The following is a 16,681-nucleotide window of genomic DNA, read 5'->3' on the forward strand; positions in this document are numbered from 1 at the left end:
TTGCCCACGATGCCGTGGAAATGCTGCCCATGATCGCGTGGAACGCGCGCCCATCATCCGGTGGAATCAGTGCCCACCATCCCGTGGAACACGCAAGTCAGCCATGACGGCCTCCGGACATGACGAGACCTGGCGCAGGACCAGGCCGATTGCGTGGAAGGGGTGAAAATCAGGCGGCGCGGGGCAGGCTAAGCAGTTCCGCAGCGGTCTCCCGCCAGCCGCGATCGACCAGGCGTGTTTCGAGGAGACTGGCGCGGTAGCGTAGGTTGCGCGCCAACCGGGCATCGCAAGCCGCCGAGGCCCTGCCGCGCAACCGGCTTGCCTCGCTCACGATACGGTGGGCTTGCGCGTCAGAGATGACAGGCTGCTGCCAGACAATGGCCCGAGCCCGGATTTCTCCGGCGAGGACCAGACCGTAGGTCGAGTCATGAATTGCGGCAATGCGCGCCTCAAAGCGCAGCGTGTCGTCCTCTCCAACGCGAATATCGTCACGCGAAACGCGCTGTGCCGCGATCGTCATGGCGTCTTCGGGAGTGGTACATTCACCGAGAACGATAGTCCGGTCGAATTGGCTGGTATCGTGATCGTCGACGAAACTGACAGTGCCGAGGCAGGAAACCCGTAGCGGATACCGAAGGGCGCTACGCAGCCCGGGCAGCACCTGCCGGGCGAGGATTTCGCCGATCGGGCGGAAGCCGGATGAGCGGTGGAGGGACATGGGAACTACTCCGCGACGGGCGCCGGGAGCCTCTCTCTCCGGCCACCAACCCGTCACGGCCAACCGGCCCGCACTCTAACTCTTTCGTATCGCGGTATGGCCGCTACCGCCGGCAGTGAGAGATTATCCGCAAAGCGATGGCTCGGCTGCGTTGCCTGCGCGCCGGGCCATCGGGATGAGGCTCTTCTCGTGCCTCAGATCCACGGATCAAGTTCGAGTTTCACCATCTCTTCGTCGCCATCGAACTCATTGGCGGGCATGGCGCCATGGGTGCCGTCCCCGGCCTGGAACACGACGATCACAGTCATCAGCGTGGTGGCGAGGCTGGCGGCAAAGGCGGTGGCATCTGCATAGGACATGGGTTCCGGTTCCTGTTTTGGAGGCGGGGGACCATCCCCCGCGCGACAGGCGCCCGAAGTGTCTGACCGGATCTGCAATCACCCTCGCGCGTTCGGCTTGTCCGGATCCGCGAGGGCGGCACGCAAAGCGTCAAGCCGACCCCTTGCGGGTTGAATGCAAAGACGACGGCTCAGACCAAGGTTTGCGAATGGAAGCGGGGGGGGTGTTCTGCCTCTGACAGGAATCCGCATATCCGTTGCGGATCGGTTCGCCGCGCCAGCCTGGTTACCACGCGGGCAATAAGCGATGATCCTTCAGCCCCGGGGACGGCACCCATTGCGCCAGCCATGACGGGGATTGATCCTGGGGCGACCCTGGCGCGGCTTGCTCCATCCCGATTGCGTCAGGAAGAGACGGGGCAGCCGGAGCCGCCCCGCGTGACGATCATTCCGCGGCGATCACCTGCTGCGCCTCATCCTCTTCGTCGACAATGTCATCCTCGGCGTCGCCTGCGAGGAATTCAGGAAGGTCCACCTCGACATCGCGTTCCGCCGAAGCGTCAGGCTCGGCAGCGGGGTCGATCGTGCGCAGCGGCTCGGGCAGCCATCCGGTATCGGAGAGCAGGCGCTCGGCTTCCTTGGCCATGTCGCCCTTCTTGAGATGGCCGATCAGCTCCGAGGCCCGTTCGCCTGCACCTTCGCGAACCGCCTCGAGGATGCGCGGCTTGGTCACACGGCCGAGATAATTGCTGACGGTCGGCTTCCAGCCCGCCGCCACCATATCGAGGCCGGTAGCGCGCACCAGACGGTTCGCCTGGGAGAGACGCACCTCCAGCCCGTGCTGGCTGACGCCCGTGCCGCTATAGGGATTAGGCTTTTCGTAAAGGGCGTTGATGCCAAAGCTGATGCAATGGGCGAGAAGCTCCATGCGGGACTCGTCATCGAGATCGGTCAGCCAGTTCCAGAGCGCCTCATCGTCAGCCGGGATGTGATCGCCCCAGCGTTCGTGCCGTTCGGTAACAGACTGCGCCGAGACGCTGTCGCGCAAATCGTCAGCCTGTGCCGGCAAGTGAACCTGGCGGATATGGGCCTCGAGGCATCCCCTGGCGGGCTGCGGTAGGAAGATGTCCATCACCAGCCGATGCAGCAGCGCGGTCATCGCAATATCGGGGTTCATCGCAACAGCATCGCGCAGCGCGAGCGTGCGATGCGCGGTCAGCTCGCTGATTAACCGGTCCGGCAGCGGCCGCACAATCTCGGCCTCATCGTCGTCCTCCTGAGGTTCGCTGCCGCCACCGACGTTGACGACCGCAGGCGACACACCAGCTACAGCGCCCTCTGTGGCCGGGCCGGAGGAGCCATCGGGATCTTCCCCATCAATCGCCGCTTCATCCTCGTGCCGAACATAACCCCGTTCGACCCGAAGCCTGCCGTTCCCATCGATGCTGACGAAGACGCCAGCCCGCGCAACCTGTTCGGGATCATAGATCATCGGCCTGCGCTCGAATTCTTCCAGCGCCTGCTCGATCTCACCAAGCCGCTGATCGACCTCATCGGGCAGCTCGTCGGCCTCGGCATATTCGGTTTCGAGCCGGTCATATTCCTCGCGCAGGGATTCGCAGGTGGCCCGCTCATCGTCGGTCAGATCGGCGACCGACCCCTCGAGTTCCCGCAGACCGTGATCGTGGCCATAGGGAAAGGTCACCGCTACCTCGACCCACTTCCAGCCTTCGATCGCAATGGCCTCGGCTTCGGCTTTGAGCTTTTCGCCCGCCAGGCGGTCGAGCAGCTCAGGGTCCTGAAGCCAACCGCCGTCGTCGCGCTGAAAGAGATCGCGCAGCACATAGCCGCCGGCGGCTTCATAGGCCTCGATACCGACAAAAAGCGCTCGCCTGTCAGAGGCGCGCACTGCGGTTTCGGTCAGGAGGCGGCGGATATAGTGCGGCTCTTTCTGCCAGGAATCCTTGATCGCATTCCAGACCTGTTCCTGCCGGGCATGGTCTTCCGACACGGTGAAGGCCATGAGCTGTTCGAGCGTCATGCCGTCCTCGGCGTAAACGTCGAGAAGCACGGGCGAGACCGAAGCAAGGCGCAGGCGCTGCTTGACGACTTTCGCGTCGACAAAGAAGGCGGCTGCTATGGCTTCCTCGCTCATCGCCTTGTTGCGCAACGCCTGGAAGGCCCGAAACTGATCGAGCGGATGAAGCGGCGCGCGCTCGATATTTTCCGCGAGCGAGACTTCGTCGATCAGGATGTCGGCATCGGCCTCGGAGATGACGCACGGTACCGGTGCAGTCTTTGCGAGACGCTTCTGCTTGACCAGCAATTCCAGGGCCCGATAGCGGCGACCGCCTGCGGGCACCTCGAACATACCGGTTTCCTTGCCCTCGGCATCGAGGACCGGCCGGACATGCAGGGACTGGATCAGGCCGCGGCGGGCGATGGATTCGGCCAGTTCCTCGACCGAGATGCCAGCTTTGACGCGCCGGACATTGGCCTGGCTCAGCGCCAGCTTGTTGAACGGAATATCGCGCGAGGACGCGAGGGTGATCTTCTGAACGGCAGCAGCCATATGCCTTACTCCATGACGGGCGCCGGGAGCCTCTCTCTCCGGCCACCAACCCGTCACGAAGCAAAGCGCCGCCCTCTTCCTCTCAAGAGAGCGGCGCAAATCGTAAAGCCGGAGAAGCGGGATTCAGTGTTTCCGGCTCTGTGTATCGGTCTGTTTCCGGGTCGGCGTGGAGGCGGCTCGGGCGCCGGAGTAAAGAATGCGCTCGGCCTCGCGGATGCCACCGGCCCGCCGCGCCATGTCAGCCCAGACCGAGATCGGGAAATCGCCGGTGAAGTGCAGATCGCGCTCGATCCTCATATCAAAGGGCAAGCGGATCGCCTGCATTTCGCCAAGGCTCCAGCTTCCAAGCTCTGGAAACCCCAGATCGGCAAGGCCGAAAAGGGTGTCACCGTCGCTATCCAATTCGGTCGCAAGCCAGACGCCGCTACCCAACGGATTGAAGAATTTTACCACGGGGACGGGGTCGACATCGCTCTGGCGGCCATTGGCGAGGAGCTGCTCGCGCTGGGTGCTGGTCAGGAGGATCATGCCGCAGCCCTCCGATCCGTCGATGCTGTATCTTCGCGGGGCAGATGCGCCAGCAGCCAATCGGCCGCCTTGCTGGCCTGGGAAGCGGCGCGGACGATGGCGCGGTTGTCCTCGCGCAGCACCTCGAGCCAGGAGCCGATGTAGTCGGCATGGCGTACGGTCGGCACAACGCCGAGCGAGGCGCAGCAGAAGGCCGCGTTCATTTCGGCGACCAATTCTTCGAATGCGTATTTCCTGGTGCCGAAGCGGCCCGACATATCCCGCCCAAGCCGGGAGGCATGGCCGGTGGCGTGCCCCAGCTCGTGCAGGGCGGTCCGGTGCCAGTCGATCGGCTCGAAATAGGCCTGTGGCGGCGGCACCTGAACATAATCGTGCGCTGGAACATAGAAGGCCTGGTTCCCACCGATGCGAAAGTCGATTCCGGTCGCCCGGATCAGCGCCTCGACCCTTGGCTCGATCATGTGGGGCGGCGGTGGCGGCGCCTCGATAGCAACATCCTCAGGCAAGCCCTCGCATTGCGCCGTGTTGAACACGGTGAAGCGTTTGAGAAACGGGATGCTGCCAGCTTCCTCCCCCGTCTCCCGCGCGCGGCGCTTCTCATCCTCGGGCGTGAAGCGGTCGGCATAGACGACGGTCGTGCCGCGCTCACCTTTCCGGACATTGCCGCCGAGCGACAAGGCCTGGCGGAAAGTCAACCAATGCTGGGTCGGATAGCCGTATTGAACAACGGTGCCCCAGAGGATCAGAATGTTGATCCCGGAATATTGCCGGGCCGTCGCGGCATTCCTCGGCATCGCGAGCGGCGCCTTCGCCGCCGTGCCCCAGGGCTGGACCCAGGGCAAGCGCCCTTGCTCCAGCTCGTTGATGATTTTCGCGGTGATCTCGTCATAGAGATTGGTGCGGTCGCCGCCGTCGCGTGCGGCGCGGTTCTGTCTGGCCATCGAGATTGTCTCCGCGACGGGCACCGGAAGCCTCTCTCCCGACCTTCAACCCGTCACGGCAAACCCCGTCCGCACTCTCACTCTAGGAGCCGCGGTGGGGCCTAAATGGAGAAGACCCGCCTGAGAAAGCGGCCGCAAACAGCATCAGGCCTGTCCGATCTGCACGCCATGGTCGCCGACCATACGCCGCGGCCAATTTCTGCTGGCCCTTATCGGCACATATCGGCTCCAATCGCATCACCGCACCACGATCAGGAGCTGCAGATGCCATCCGTTAGCGACCGGCCCGTCAAACGTTCGATCCGAAGGAATGAACTGCGAGAAATCGTTCCTCTGGCGGACAGCACCATTTACGAAATGGAGCAGCGCGGAGAATTTCCTCGCCGCTTTGCCCTTTCACCCAGATGCGTCGTCTGGGATCTTGCCGAGGTCGAAGCGTGGCTCGAAAGCCGGCGCACGCGGCCAATCCCGCGCGCCAAACACCCCGACGTCGCCCAGCGGAAGTTCCGGCCGGTCAAAGGGCAGGGTCGGGCTCAAGCATAGGCATGGTCGGGGGGAGAAGGGTGACAGGCCGCTTGCGACCTTCCACCCATGCGTCAACGACGTCCGACCATTCCTGGAGCATATGGCGGCGCTGAACCTCGTACTCTGCCTTGTTGTAGACGCCGCGCGAAGATCGCCCGTCCTCGTGGGCGAGGCATTTCTCGATCCAGTCGCTGTTGAAACCGAGTTCATTCAGCAGCGTTGAGCCGGTCCGTCGCAAATCATGGACTGTAAACGGCTCGAGCGGCAGCCCCTCCTTCTGCGCCAGATCGACCACCGCGTAGGTGATGCGGTTGAACGTCGCCCGCGACATTGGGGCATCCGCATCGTAACGCGAGGGCAGCAGATACCGGGAATTGCCGGCACAGGTCTTGAGCGCGATCATGATGTCGAGCGCCTGTCGGGAAAGATACACATTGTGTGGCTTGGAGCGCTTCATCCGCTCCTTCGGAATGCTCCAAACCGCGTTCTCGAAGTCCACTTCGTCCCATACGGCGTCCTGCAGCTCGCTTTTACGAACCATCGTCAGCAGGAAGAGCTTCATGCCGAGGCGAATGGTCGGCAAAGTCGGGACATGCTCCAGTTGCCTCAGCATGATGCGGATCTCTGTCGGTGAAAGCGCACGGTCTCTGGGCCGAAATGCAGCAATCGAAGCTGGGCCGACTTCATCGGCGGGATTGGGCACCTTCTCGCCGTGCAGGATCGCGAAACTGTAGATCTGCTTGAGGATGTCGCGGACGTGGATGGCCGTTGCAGGCGCACCGCGATCGACGATCTTGGCGCAGAGAGCTCTCAGATCATCTGGGGTGATTTCGTGCAGCAGCCGGTTGCGCCAGACGGGCAGCAACTCTCGATCGAAGATCGAGCGCCGCATCGCTCTGGTACTGTCCGCCATCGGAGCCTTGTCCAGCCACTTCTCGCCGAACTGACCGAAGCTCTTGGCCTCTTTCAGGCGGCGCTTCTCGCGCTGTTTTTCAATTGCGGGTGAGCGGCCCTCTCGGACTGCGCGTTTGGCGTCCAGGCAGAGTTCGCGAGCCCGTGCGAGCGAAATGCCGTCACGTCCGTACCTGCCGAGATAGACGGTCTCGCGGCGCCCATTCAGCCGGTAATCCAGGCTGAATGAGATCAGACCTGTCGGCGTGACACGGGCATACATGCCGTCCCTGTCTGACACCTTGTAGACTTTGTCTTTTGGTTTCAGCGCCTTAAGCGCAGCGTCCGTCAACATGTTCGCGCAGCCTCCGAAAAGTACCGTCATGCGGTTTTGGGAGGTTCGTGACGCCTAAATCACTTTGTTATCAGTGTCTTACGTTGAAAAAAGTACCGTCACGATCCTCAACTCTTGCGACGGTACTTTCTGAGACGGCCGTGATCAATATGAGCGAGCACCGTCAATCGTGACGGTACTTGTGATTGCTACCCACCGATAGGTCTCGATAGGTGGCGGATAAAGAAATATTTTTAATCAGAGTGTTAGGGGAAATTCTGGCGCGTTGTCGGCGGCGTTTGGATGGGCCTGAATCATTCCCACTCAATCGTGCCCGGCGGCTTGGCGGTTATGTCGTAGGTGACGCGGTTGATGCCTTTTACCTCGTTGACGATGCGGGTGGAGACCTGGCCGAGGAATTTCATGTCGAACGGGTAGAAGTCCGCCGTCATGCCGTCCACCGAGGTCACCGCGCGCAGGGCGCAGACGTAGTCGTAGGTGCGGCCGTCGCCCATGACGCCGACGCTGCGCACCGGCAGCAACACCACGAACGCCTGCCAGATGTCATCGTAGAGGCCGGCCTTGCGGATCTCGTCGATATAGATGGCGTCGGCCTGGCGCAGGATGTCGCACTTCTCGCGGGTCACTTCGCCCGGGCAGCGGATGGCGAGGCCAGGCCCAGGGAACGGGTGGCGACCGATGAAGGCGTCGGGCAGGCCCAGCTCGCGGCCAAGGGCGCGCACTTCGTCCTTGAACAGCTCGCGCAGCGGCTCGACCAGCTTCAGGTTCATGCGCGCCGGCAGGCCGCCGACGTTGTGGTGGCTCTTGATGGTGACCGACGGGCCGCCAGTGAAGGAGACGCTCTCGATCACGTCCGGATACAGGGTGCCCTGGGCCAGGAACTCCGGCGCGCCGCCGTGGGACGCGGCGATTTTCTTCGCTTCCGCATCGAACACGTCGATGAACAGGCCGCCGATGATCTTGCGCTTCTGCTCCGGATCGCTGACGCCAGCCAGCTTGCCGAGGAACAGCTCCTCCGCCTGCACGTGCACCAGCGGAATGTTGTAGTGCTCACGGAACAGGTTGACGACCCAGTCCGCCTCACCCATGCGCATCAGGCCGTGGTCGACCAGCACGCAGGTGAGCTGGTCGCCGATGGCCTGGTGAATCAGCACGGCCGCGACCGCCGAGTCGACGCCGCCCGACAGGGCGCACAGCACGCGGCCCTGCCCCACCTGGGCGCGGATGCGGGCGATCGCTTCCTCGCGAAAAGCGCTCATCGTCCAGTCGCCGGTGCAGCCAGCGATGCGGCGGACAAAATTGCGGATCAGCCGCGCGCCATCTGGCGTGTGAATCACTTCGAGATGGAATTGCACGCCATAGTAATGGCGCGTCTCATCGGCGATGGCGGCGTGCGGCGCATTCTCCGACGCAGCGATGACCTGGAAGCCTTCCGGCAGGCGGGTGACGCGATCGCCATGGCTCATCCACACCGGATAGCGGTTGCCCAGGCCCCAGACGCCGTCGAACAGCACTGAATCCGCCACGACCTCGACCTCGGCGCGGCCGAATTCACGATGGTGGCCGCCCTCCACCACACCGCCGAGTTGCCTGGCCATGGTCTGCTCGCCATAGCAGATGCCCAGCACCGGCACGCCCGACTCAAAAATCTCGCGCGGCGCTTCCGGCGCGTTGTCATCCAGCACCGAGCAGGGGCCGCCGGAGAGGATCACTGCCTTCGGCTGCATGCGCGCGAAGGCTTCGGCGGCGCTCTGGAATGGCACAACCTCGGAATAGACCCCCTCCTCGCGCACGCGGCGGGCGATGAGCTGGGTCACCTGGCTGCCAAAATCGACAATCAGGATCTTCTCGTGAATGCCTTCGGCGGGGGCGGCGGGGGCTTGTGCGTTCATGGGGCGGTCAGACCATCGTGCGGGGCCGGGAAACAGGCCTTCCAGAGAGAAAGGCCTTCTAGAACAAAATCCGGATAACAGGAACCGTCAGGCGCGAACCAGGGCGGCGACATAAAAGCCGTCGGTTCCGGCGCGCGCCGGTGTGAGTTGCAGGGCGCCGCCGGCGCGTTCATGCCCAGGGCGGCCAAAACCGGTTTCCGCCAGCGGCGCGGGCGTGAACGCGGGGTGCTCCTGCAGGAACCGCGCCACGGCGTCGTCGTTCTCCTCAGGCAGCAGCGAACAGGTGATGTAGACGAGGCGACCGCCGGGCCGCGTCAGGGCGGCGGCGCGCGCCAGCACCACCTGCTGGTCCTTCACCCGCTCGGCCAGCCCGCCGGGGCGCAGGCGCCACTTGGCGTCCGGGTTGCGCCGCCAGGTGCCGGTTCCCGTGCACGGGGCGTCGACCAGCACCAGATCGGCCTGGCCGGCAACATCCTCCAGCGGCTCCGGCCCGCCAGGCTGCCAGCGTCCGCGCGGCGAACGCACCTCGACGCAGGTCGCGCCGGAACGATCGAGACGGTCATAAATCGCCGACAGGCGGCGGCCGTCCACGTCGGTGGCCAGCAGCCGCCCCTGATTCTGCATCATGGCGGCGAGCGCCAGGGTTTTGCCGCCGGCTCCGGCGCAGAGGTCAACCACCGTCTGGCCAGGGCGGGCGCCGCTGTAAAGCGCCGCCATCTGCGAGCCCTCGTCCTGCACCTCGAACCAGCCGCGAACGAAGCCCTCCTCGCCCTGCAACGACTGGCCGCGGCCATCGGGCGGCGGCGGCAGGCGAATGGCGTCCGGCGCATGCGGGGCCGGGGCGGCGCCCATCCATGCCAGCGCTTCCAGCACCTTCGCCGGTTCGGCCTTTAGCGTGTTGACACGAATATCGACCGGGGCGCGCGCCACCAGCGCGTGCATCTCGGCGAGCACCGCGGCCTCATCACCGAAGGCGCGCAGCAGCGAGGGGCCGATCCACTCGGGGAAATCGCCGCGCACGTGCATGGGGGCCCTGCCGAGGCGCTCCCAGCCATTGGCCAGGGCGTCCAGCTCCCCGGCGGAGAGTGGCGGCGGGGCGTAGCCGGCGCCGGAAAACAGGGCGGCGATCTGCTCGCTGTTCATGCCGCGCTCCAGCGCCAGCATGCCGATCACCGTGGCGCGCGCGCCTGCGTCGCCCATGGCGAAGCCGGCCGAGAGACGACGGCGCAAACAGTCGTAGACCAGCGAGGCGATGGCGGCGCGGTCCTTGGAGCCGGCGAAGCGGTGCGCCAGGCCCCAGTCGCGCAGGGCGTCGGGCGCCGGCCGCCGGCGGGCTTCGATATCAGCCATCACCTCGATGGCCGCGCTTATACGGGCTCCTGGCGTCATCCGGCGGCAAAAAGGATACGCACGGCGAAGATCCCCCACATGATAATCAGGACAAAGACGCTGACGCCAAAGGCGGCGCCGCGCGCCAGCATGCGGCCGCCGCGCACGTGGATGGCGGCCTGAATGATCCGGGCCACCACATAGACCCACTCCAGCACGACGAACAGCAGGTCCGCCTTGCGGGTGATCAGGGCCAGAATCACCAGCGCATAGAACAGCGCCGGCATGGCCAGGGCGTTGCCATAGGCGTTGTTGAGGCGGCGCGCGTCATCCGGCCAGTTGTCCGGATTGAGCGTGACGTCGCGCTCTCGCACCTCGCCATGGCTCAGCGCCCGCCGGCGGCTGCCCGCCAACATGAACAGCAGGACGAAGGTCAGGATTACCAGCACGAAAACCGGAAGCAGGATTGCCTGTACGCTCATGTCATCCCCCCCGCTGGCGGAGCAGGCGCGACGCGCCTCCGTGGAAGCGGACGCCCTGCCCTCATGTGACGATGACCTCAGGTCCGCGTCGGGTAGTTGGGGCTCTCCCGCGTGATGGTCACATCATGCACGTGGCTCTCGCGCAGGCCAGCGCTGGTGATGCGCACGAACTCGGATTTTTCGCGGAAATCGCGGAGATTGGCGGCCCCGACATAGCCCATGGCGGCGCGCAGGCCGCCAACGAGCTGGTGCAGCACGGCCGACACCGGCCCCTTGTAGGCCACCTGCCCCTCAATGCCTTCCGGCACCAGCTTCAGGGTGTCCTTGATGTCCTGCTGGAAATAGCGATCGGCCGAGCCGCGCGCCATGGCGCCGACGGAGCCCATGCCGCGATAGGACTTGTAGGACCGGCCCTGGTAGAGGAACACCTCGCCGGGGCTCTCCTCGGTGCCGGCCAGCAGCGAGCCCATCATGGCGCATTCGGCGCCGGCGGCGAGCGCCTTGGCGAGGTCGCCGGAATATTTGATGCCGCCATCGGCGATGACCGGGATGTCAGCTTTCGCGGCGACTTCAGCGGCGTCGAGAATGGCGGTGAGCTGCGGCACGCCAACGCCGGCGACGATGCGGGTGGTGCAGATGGAGCCCGGGCCGATGCCGATCTTCACGGCGTCGGCGCCAGCGTCGATCAACGCCTGACAACCGGCCGCGGTGGCGACGTTACCGGCGATGACCTGCACGCCGTTGGAGGCCTTCTTGATGCGGCTGACCGACTCAAGCACGCCGCTGGAATGGCCGTGGGCGGTGTCGACGACCAGCAGGTCAACGCCGGCGTCCATCAGCATTTCGGCGCGGAGGAAGCCCTGCTCGCCGGTGGTGGTGGCGGCGGCGACGCGCAGGCGGCCGCGCGCATCCTTGACCGCCTGCGGATAGGCGACCTGCTTCTCCATGTCCTTGACGGTGATGAGGCCGATGCAACGGTAGGCGTCGTCCACCACCAGCAGCTTCTCGATGCGGAACTGGTGCAGCAGGCGCTTGGCCTCGGCCTGGTCCACGCCCTCGCGCACCGTGATCAGCCGCTCCTTGGTCATCAGCTCGGAGACCGGCTGGGCGGTGTTGGTGGCGAAGCGGACGTCGCGGTTGGTGAGAATGCCGACCAGCTTGCCCTTCTGGCCGCCAGGCGCGCGCTCCACTACCGGAATGCCGGAGATGCCGTGGCGCTTCATCAGTTCGAAAGCGTCGGCCAGGGTTTCGTCGGGGTGGATGGTCACCGGATCGACCACCATGCCGGATTCGTATTTCTTGACGCGGCGGACTTCGTTGGCCTGCTCTTCCGGGTCATAGTTGCGGTGAATGACGCCGATGCCGCCGAGCTGGGCCATGGCGATGGCCATGCTGGAGCCGGTGACCGTGTCCATGGCCGAGGAAATGATCGGAATATTGAGCGAAACGGTGCGCGTCAGGCGGGTGGCGACATTGACGTCGCCGGGCAGCACTTCGGACGGGCCGGGCTGCAGCAACACGTCATCGAAGGTAAGACCTTCCCGAAAACGCCCGCCATTGTCGATTTTCACCATGGTCAACTTCCGATCCGGTCCGGCGTCCCGTCTGGCGGCGGGCTCGCTGGCCGCCGTCGTTCAGGCCCAACCTGTTGTGTGGGATCGCTTCCCTGTCGCCTGGCCCGGATGGGCTGGCGGGAATGATCCCAGCGAAATAATGATGCGCCCCCGCCTGCCGGGCAATCGCGTTAATTCCCGGCGACCCGGCGTCAGCAAGTGAGCGAAGTTGACGCCGGCCCTTAGCACAGCAAATCCGTTCGTGCAAAAATTCCTTTACGGTTTGTTGACATGACTGTGGGCGCGCCACGGCTCCAGAGGGCAAAAACGCCTGGAGGACGCGCGCCGCCCCCCGGGCTTTTTCATGCGCCACCGGGGCTTCGGTTGCCCCCGGCCATGCAGGACAGGCGCGCCATGAGAAGGCCACGGCGGATGGCCATGCGCCGGAAGCCTGGCTGCAATCCCCGATCCGCATGGACTTGATATGCGCAGCGCCACAATCACCGTTATGGTGCAGGCGCTTTTTTCACAACGCCGCCGGCGCATCCACATAACCCGGCCCGCGCCTGTCTCTGGAGGCAACAGCCCGTGAAGCGCTCGGTCCTGACGCCCCTCATCGTCGCCTGCGCCCTGTTCATGGAGAACACCGATTCCACGGTGATCGCCACCTCCCTGCCCGCCATCGCCGGCGATATCGGCGTCAGCCCGATCGCGCTGAAACTGGCGCTAACCTCCTACATGGTGTCCCTGGCGGTGTTCATTCCCATCAGCGGCTGGATGGCGGACCGCTTCGGCGCGCGCACGGTTTTCCGGCTGGCGATGGTGGTGTTCATGGCCGGCTCGCTGGCCTGCGGCATGGCCAATTCGCTGGAAGGCTTCGTGATGGCGCGCTTCCTGCAGGGCATGGGCGGCGCCATGATGGTGCCCGTGGGGCGACTGGTGCTGCTGCGCACCGTGCCCAAGACGGAGCTGGTGTCGGCGCTGGCCTATCTCACCATTCCGGCGCTGGTCGGCCCGGTAGTCGGCCCGCCGCTTGGCGGCTTCATCACCACCTGGTTCAACTGGCGCTGGATCTTCCTGATCAATATCCCGATTGGAATCATCGGCGTCATCCTCGCCAGCATCTTCATCGAAAACGTGCGGGAGGAGGATGTCGCGCCCCTCGACGTGCCAGGTTTCCTGCTCGCGGGCAGCGGCCTCGCCACGCTGATGCTGGCGTTTTCAAGCGGCGGCGGCCACCTGATTTCACCGCCGCTGGCCATCGGCCTTGGCGGACTGGGCGTCGCCCTGCTCGGCCTGTATCTGGCCCATTCACGACGAGTGGCGACGCCCGTGCTGAAGCTGTCGCTGCTGCGCATAAACACCTTCCGGGTCAGCGTCTATTCCGGCTCGCTGTTCAGGATTGGCGCGGGGGCGATTCCCTTTCTGCTACCGCTGATGCTGCAAGCGGGCTTTGGCATGACGCCGGCGCATTCGGGCATGATCACCTTCGTGTCGGCGGTTGGCGCGCTGTTCACCAAAACCCTGGCGACCCGCATCCTGCGCCGCTTCGGTTTCCGCTCGGTGCTGGGCTTCAACCTGGTGCTGGCTTCGGCCTTTGTCGCCAGCTACGGCCTGTTTACCGCGACGACGCCGCTGGCGGTGATGCTGGGAACGCTGTTCCTCGGCGGCTGTTTGCGCTCGATGCAGTTCACCGCCTTCAACGCCATCGCCTACGCCGACATCGAACCGAAGGACATGAGCTTCGCCACCAGCCTGTATGCGGTGGCGCAGCAACTCTCGCTCGCTGTTGGCGTGGCCCTGGGCGCGGCGGCGCTGCAGGTTTCGGCGCTGCTGCGCTGCGGCCAGCCCGACGCCATCGCCGCGCAGGATTTCATGCCGGCGTTCCTTTGCGTCGGCGTGGTTTCAGCCCTGGGCGTGCTGCTGATCCCCAGCCTCGCGCCCAACGCCGGCGCGGAAATGTCCGGTCATGTCAGCCGCCGCAAGGTCCGCGATTCCGCCGGCGACGGCACGGCGCGCCGGGCCACCGCCGAAGCGGTGCAGCAGCATCCGCGAGCCGGCGAAGGCTGACGCGGCGGGTTTTTGCATGATGGCCTGGGGAAGAAAGCCACCGCGCGGTCGCGGGAGCTGCCAGACAGCGAGCATGACGACGCAACCGCGACCGGCAATGCTCAGGTCTGTATGGGCCCTTGCAGGAATGCCCTGCGCCGCCCGGCGCTTTACCCGGGCGGTCCGCTTGGGGTTTTGACGTTATTCCGCATCCCAGTGACCCGCGGCGCGGGGATCGTCATCCGGGTCCTGGCCTGCGCCCAACGCCCCCTGGCCGCGATAGCCAGTGGCCAGCACATACAGCTCCGATGAGCCGGCCCGGCTGGCGGCGGGCTTGACGTGGCGCACCACGGCGAAATCGCGTTTGAGATTGGCCAGCAAGGTATTTTCCGTGCCGCCCTGGAACACCTTGGCGAGGAACACGCCGCCAGGCGCCAGCACCTCGCGGGCGAACTCGATGGCCACTTCAGCCAGGCCGACAATGCGCAGGTGATCCGTCTTCTTGTGGCCGGTGGTGTTGGCGGCCATGTCGGACATGACAATGTCGGCCGGGCCGCCCAGCATCTGCATCAGCAGGCCGGGCGCTTCCGGCGCCAGAAAATCCATCTGCACCGCTTCGACGCCAGGCAGGCCGTCAATCGGCAACAGGTCAATGCCGACGACGCGGCCCACGGGCGCGCCTGGTTTCGGCTCCGCCGCGCCGACGCGCTGCGCCGCCACCTGGCTCCAGCCGCCAGGCGCCGCGCCAAGGTCGATCACCCGCTGGCCCGGTTTCAGCAGCTTGTAGCGATCATCGATCTCCAGCAGCTTGAAGGCGGCGCGCGAGCGGTATCCCTCGCGTTTGGCGCGCTCGACATAGGGATCGTTGAGCTGGCGCTCCAGCCATTTCTGCGACGCTGTCGTGCGCTTCTTCGCGGTTTTCAGGCGCACCTTGAGATTGCGCTGGCCGCCCTTGTCCGATGCACCGCTCATAACCTGATCACCTGAATTGTCCGAATACGCGCCGGCAGATCGCAGTGCTCTAGAGCATTTTTGCGAAAAATGGAGCCCGCTTTCCGTAAAGGGGCCGCGTCCTGGCCGGGAGATCGGGCGTTTCCCGCGCACCGGCTCTCCCTGAAACAAAATCCGTTCATGTCAAACCGCGGCTTCATCCCACCTTGCCGCACCGCCGCATCTTGCGCGTTCCTGGCGGCTCCTCGCGAGCCCTTCAAGGCAGCTTGCGTCGCTTCAGCGCCGGCCCGCCGTCGCCGCCCGCAACATGCCGTCCTCGCGCATCATCGACATCAGGATGCCCTCGCGCAGACCGCGATCGGCGATGCGCAGCCTGGGCGCGGGAAAACAGCGCCGCAGGGCGTCGAGGATGGCGCAGCCGGCGAGCACCAGATCGGCCCTGTCATTGCCGATGCAGGCGTTGGCGGCGCGCTCGCGAAAGCTGCTGCGGCGCAGATGGTGGACGACGCGGTTGACGTTGCGGTCGCTCATCCACAAGCCATCGACCCGCCGCCGGTCATAGCGCGGCAGGCGCAGGTGCACCCCGGCGATGGTGGTGACGGTGCCGGAGGTGCCAAGCAGATGAAAACCCTCGCGCGCGGCGGCCCAGCCGACCCGCTCGCGGAACGGATCGAGCAGCGCCAGCACCTCATCGACCATCGCCCGGTAGACGGCTGGCGTCACCGTCCTGCCGCCATGACGCTCGGCCAGGGTCACCACCCCGACGGGCAGCGACACCCAGTCGGCGATGCTCTGGCACGGGTCATTCATGGTGGAAACGCCGCGCCCGACCAGGCAGGCCACTTCCGTGGAGCCGCCGCCGATGTCGAACACCAGCAGCGCCTCCGACGCCGGATCGGCGAGGCTGGCGCAACCGGAAACCGCCAGAAACGCCTCGGTGCGCCTGTCGACCACTTCCAGTTGCAGGCCGGTTTCGGTGAAAACCCGGTTGATGAAATCGGCGCCATTCAGGGCCGACCGGCAAGCTTCGGTCGCCACGAGGCGGGCGCGGGCCACATGACGGTGATCCATCTTGGCGCCGCAGACCCGCAGGGCCTCGATCGAACGCTGGATGGCGCTTTCCGCCAGGGCGCCAGTGCTGCCCAGTCCCTCGCCCAACCGGACGATGCGCGAAAAGGCATCGACCACGCGAAAGCCAGTTTCGCCCGGCTCGGCGATCAGCAAGCGGCAATTGTTGGTGCCAAGATCCAGCGCGGCGTAGGCGACGCCAGGGGGGCGCGCATCCGCCTCCGCGCCGCGTCCACGCCGGCGCAGGGCCTCACCAGACCCGCGCCACGGGCCGCCCCGGCGCTGCGACCCTCCGGGCCGGGCCGGGCGCTCTTGCCGAAGTTGTTCTTGTCGGGGGTGGTCTTGCCGGAGTTGCTCGTGTTTGGCCTGTTTTGCCTGGGCGCCGTCATGGCTGGCGGGCGTGGCCGCCCGCAAGGCGTCTGCACGCGCCGAATCATGCGCGCCAGACGCCGTCATGGCGGCATGACAACGGGCGGCGGCAGGCTCCCG

At 65.5% G+C, this 16,681-nt stretch carries 14 protein-coding genes; 2 read left to right on the forward strand and 12 right to left on the reverse strand.

What is annotated here, in order from left to right; translation table 11 throughout:
- Positions 1-169 precede the first annotated feature (169 nt).
- The 5 genes from EV666_RS06060 to EV666_RS06080 all read right to left on the reverse strand — a co-directional run bounded on the left by EV666_RS06060 (position 170) and on the right by EV666_RS06080 (position 5,097).
- Positions 170-718 (reverse strand): hypothetical protein, encoded by a 549-nt coding sequence (locus EV666_RS06060; RefSeq protein ID WP_132004680.1) that lies wholly within the window; start codon positions 716-718, stop codon positions 170-172.
- Between the two features lie 194 nt (positions 719-912).
- Positions 913-1,077: a hypothetical protein gene (locus tag EV666_RS06065; protein WP_104959421.1), complete on the reverse strand. Its 165-nt coding sequence runs from the start codon at positions 1,075-1,077 to the stop codon at positions 913-915.
- 424 nt (positions 1,078-1,501) lie between these two features.
- On the reverse strand, positions 1,502-3,628 hold the full coding sequence (locus tag EV666_RS06070; RefSeq protein ID WP_132004683.1) for a ParB/RepB/Spo0J family partition protein: 2,127 nt from the start codon (positions 3,626-3,628) through the stop codon (positions 1,502-1,504).
- A 123-nt stretch (positions 3,629-3,751) separates the two neighbouring features.
- Positions 3,752-4,156, reverse strand: coding sequence for a DUF2958 domain-containing protein (locus tag EV666_RS06075; protein ID WP_104959423.1), 405 nt, complete (start codon positions 4,154-4,156; stop codon positions 3,752-3,754).
- The gene (locus EV666_RS06080) at positions 4,153-5,097 is read right to left on the reverse strand and encodes an ArdC family protein (protein WP_132004686.1); all 945 of its coding nucleotides are present in this window, start codon (positions 5,095-5,097) and stop codon (positions 4,153-4,155) included. Before EV666_RS06080 ends, EV666_RS06075 begins: the two co-directional genes overlap by 4 nt.
- A 264-nt stretch (positions 5,098-5,361) precedes the next feature.
- Between EV666_RS06080 and EV666_RS06085 the strand changes: the two genes are divergently transcribed.
- Positions 5,362-5,640: a helix-turn-helix transcriptional regulator gene (locus EV666_RS06085; RefSeq protein WP_121583338.1), complete on the forward strand. Its 279-nt coding sequence runs from the start codon at positions 5,362-5,364 to the stop codon at positions 5,638-5,640.
- Here the strand turns inward: EV666_RS06085 and EV666_RS06090 are convergent.
- From EV666_RS06090 to guaB, 5 genes are all read right to left on the reverse strand, one after another.
- Positions 5,612-6,868, reverse strand: coding sequence for a tyrosine-type recombinase/integrase (locus EV666_RS06090; RefSeq protein WP_132004689.1), 1,257 nt, complete (start codon positions 6,866-6,868; stop codon positions 5,612-5,614). The two genes, EV666_RS06085 and EV666_RS06090, sit on opposite strands and share 29 nt — an antisense overlap.
- A gap of 293 nt (positions 6,869-7,161) precedes the next feature.
- Positions 7,162-8,760: a glutamine-hydrolyzing GMP synthase gene (gene guaA / locus EV666_RS06095; RefSeq protein ID WP_132004692.1), complete on the reverse strand. Its 1,599-nt coding sequence runs from the start codon at positions 8,758-8,760 to the stop codon at positions 7,162-7,164.
- Positions 8,761-8,847: 87 nt separating this feature from the next.
- Positions 8,848-10,149: an RsmB/NOP family class I SAM-dependent RNA methyltransferase gene (locus EV666_RS06100; RefSeq protein ID WP_132004695.1), complete on the reverse strand. Its 1,302-nt coding sequence runs from the start codon at positions 10,147-10,149 to the stop codon at positions 8,848-8,850.
- Positions 10,146-10,571 carry an MAPEG family protein gene (locus EV666_RS06105; protein WP_132004698.1) on the reverse strand — a complete coding sequence of 142 codons (426 nt, stop codon included), beginning with the start codon at positions 10,569-10,571 and terminating at the stop codon, positions 10,146-10,148. The genes EV666_RS06100 and EV666_RS06105 overlap by 4 nt, the downstream gene beginning before the upstream one ends.
- Positions 10,572-10,648: 77 nt before the next feature.
- The gene (gene guaB, locus EV666_RS06110; protein WP_132004701.1) at positions 10,649-12,145 is read right to left on the reverse strand and encodes an IMP dehydrogenase; all 1,497 of its coding nucleotides are present in this window, start codon (positions 12,143-12,145) and stop codon (positions 10,649-10,651) included.
- A gap of 567 nt (positions 12,146-12,712) precedes the next feature.
- On the opposite strand from guaB, the gene EV666_RS06115 reads away from it, so the two are divergent.
- Complete coding sequence (locus tag EV666_RS06115; RefSeq protein WP_132004704.1) at positions 12,713-14,194, forward strand: DHA2 family efflux MFS transporter permease subunit; 1,482 nt, start codon at positions 12,713-12,715, stop codon at positions 14,192-14,194.
- 180 nt (positions 14,195-14,374) lie between these two features.
- Here EV666_RS06115 and EV666_RS06120 read toward each other — a convergent pair whose 3' ends face one another.
- On the reverse strand, positions 14,375-15,145 hold the full coding sequence (locus EV666_RS06120; protein ID WP_132004707.1) for an RlmE family RNA methyltransferase: 771 nt from the start codon (positions 15,143-15,145) through the stop codon (positions 14,375-14,377).
- Positions 15,146-15,400: 255 nt separating this feature from the next.
- Positions 15,401-16,438, reverse strand: a complete 1,038-nt coding sequence (locus EV666_RS06125; protein ID WP_245514275.1) for a Ppx/GppA phosphatase family protein — start codon at positions 16,436-16,438, stop codon at positions 15,401-15,403.
- Between the last annotated feature and the right edge of the window lie 243 nt (positions 16,439-16,681).

The sequence above is a fragment of the Camelimonas lactis genome (genome assembly GCF_004342915.1).
GTDB lineage: Bacteria > Pseudomonadota > Alphaproteobacteria > Rhizobiales > Beijerinckiaceae > Camelimonas > Camelimonas lactis.

What these genes read in the sequence shown, in the direction of transcription:
- EV666_RS06060 (WP_132004680.1), bottom strand. Translation starts at nt 718, where the DNA reads ATGTCCCTCCACCGCTCATCCGGCTTCCGCCCGATCGGCGAAATCCTC.
- EV666_RS06065 (WP_104959421.1), bottom strand. Translation starts at nt 1,077, where the DNA reads ATGTCCTATGCAGATGCCACCGCCTTTGCCGCCAGCCTCGCCACCACG.
- EV666_RS06070 (WP_132004683.1), bottom strand. Translation starts at nt 3,628, where the DNA reads ATGGCTGCTGCCGTTCAGAAGATCACCCTCGCGTCCTCGCGCGATATT.
- EV666_RS06075 (WP_104959423.1), bottom strand. Translation starts at nt 4,156, where the DNA reads ATGATCCTCCTGACCAGCACCCAGCGCGAGCAGCTCCTCGCCAATGGC.
- EV666_RS06080 (WP_132004686.1), bottom strand. Translation starts at nt 5,097, where the DNA reads ATGGCCAGACAGAACCGCGCCGCACGCGACGGCGGCGACCGCACCAAT.
- EV666_RS06085 (WP_121583338.1), top strand. Translation starts at nt 5,362, where the DNA reads ATGCCATCCGTTAGCGACCGGCCCGTCAAACGTTCGATCCGAAGGAAT.
- EV666_RS06090 (WP_132004689.1), bottom strand. Translation starts at nt 6,868, where the DNA reads ATGTTGACGGACGCTGCGCTTAAGGCGCTGAAACCAAAAGACAAAGTC.
- guaA (WP_132004692.1), bottom strand. Translation starts at nt 8,760, where the DNA reads ATGAACGCACAAGCCCCCGCCGCCCCCGCCGAAGGCATTCACGAGAAG.
- EV666_RS06100 (WP_132004695.1), bottom strand. Translation starts at nt 10,149, where the DNA reads ATGACGCCAGGAGCCCGTATAAGCGCGGCCATCGAGGTGATGGCTGAT.
- EV666_RS06105 (WP_132004698.1), bottom strand. Translation starts at nt 10,571, where the DNA reads ATGAGCGTACAGGCAATCCTGCTTCCGGTTTTCGTGCTGGTAATCCTG.
- guaB (WP_132004701.1), bottom strand. Translation starts at nt 12,145, where the DNA reads ATGGTGAAAATCGACAATGGCGGGCGTTTTCGGGAAGGTCTTACCTTC.
- EV666_RS06120 (WP_132004707.1), bottom strand. Translation starts at nt 15,145, where the DNA reads ATGAGCGGTGCATCGGACAAGGGCGGCCAGCGCAATCTCAAGGTGCGC.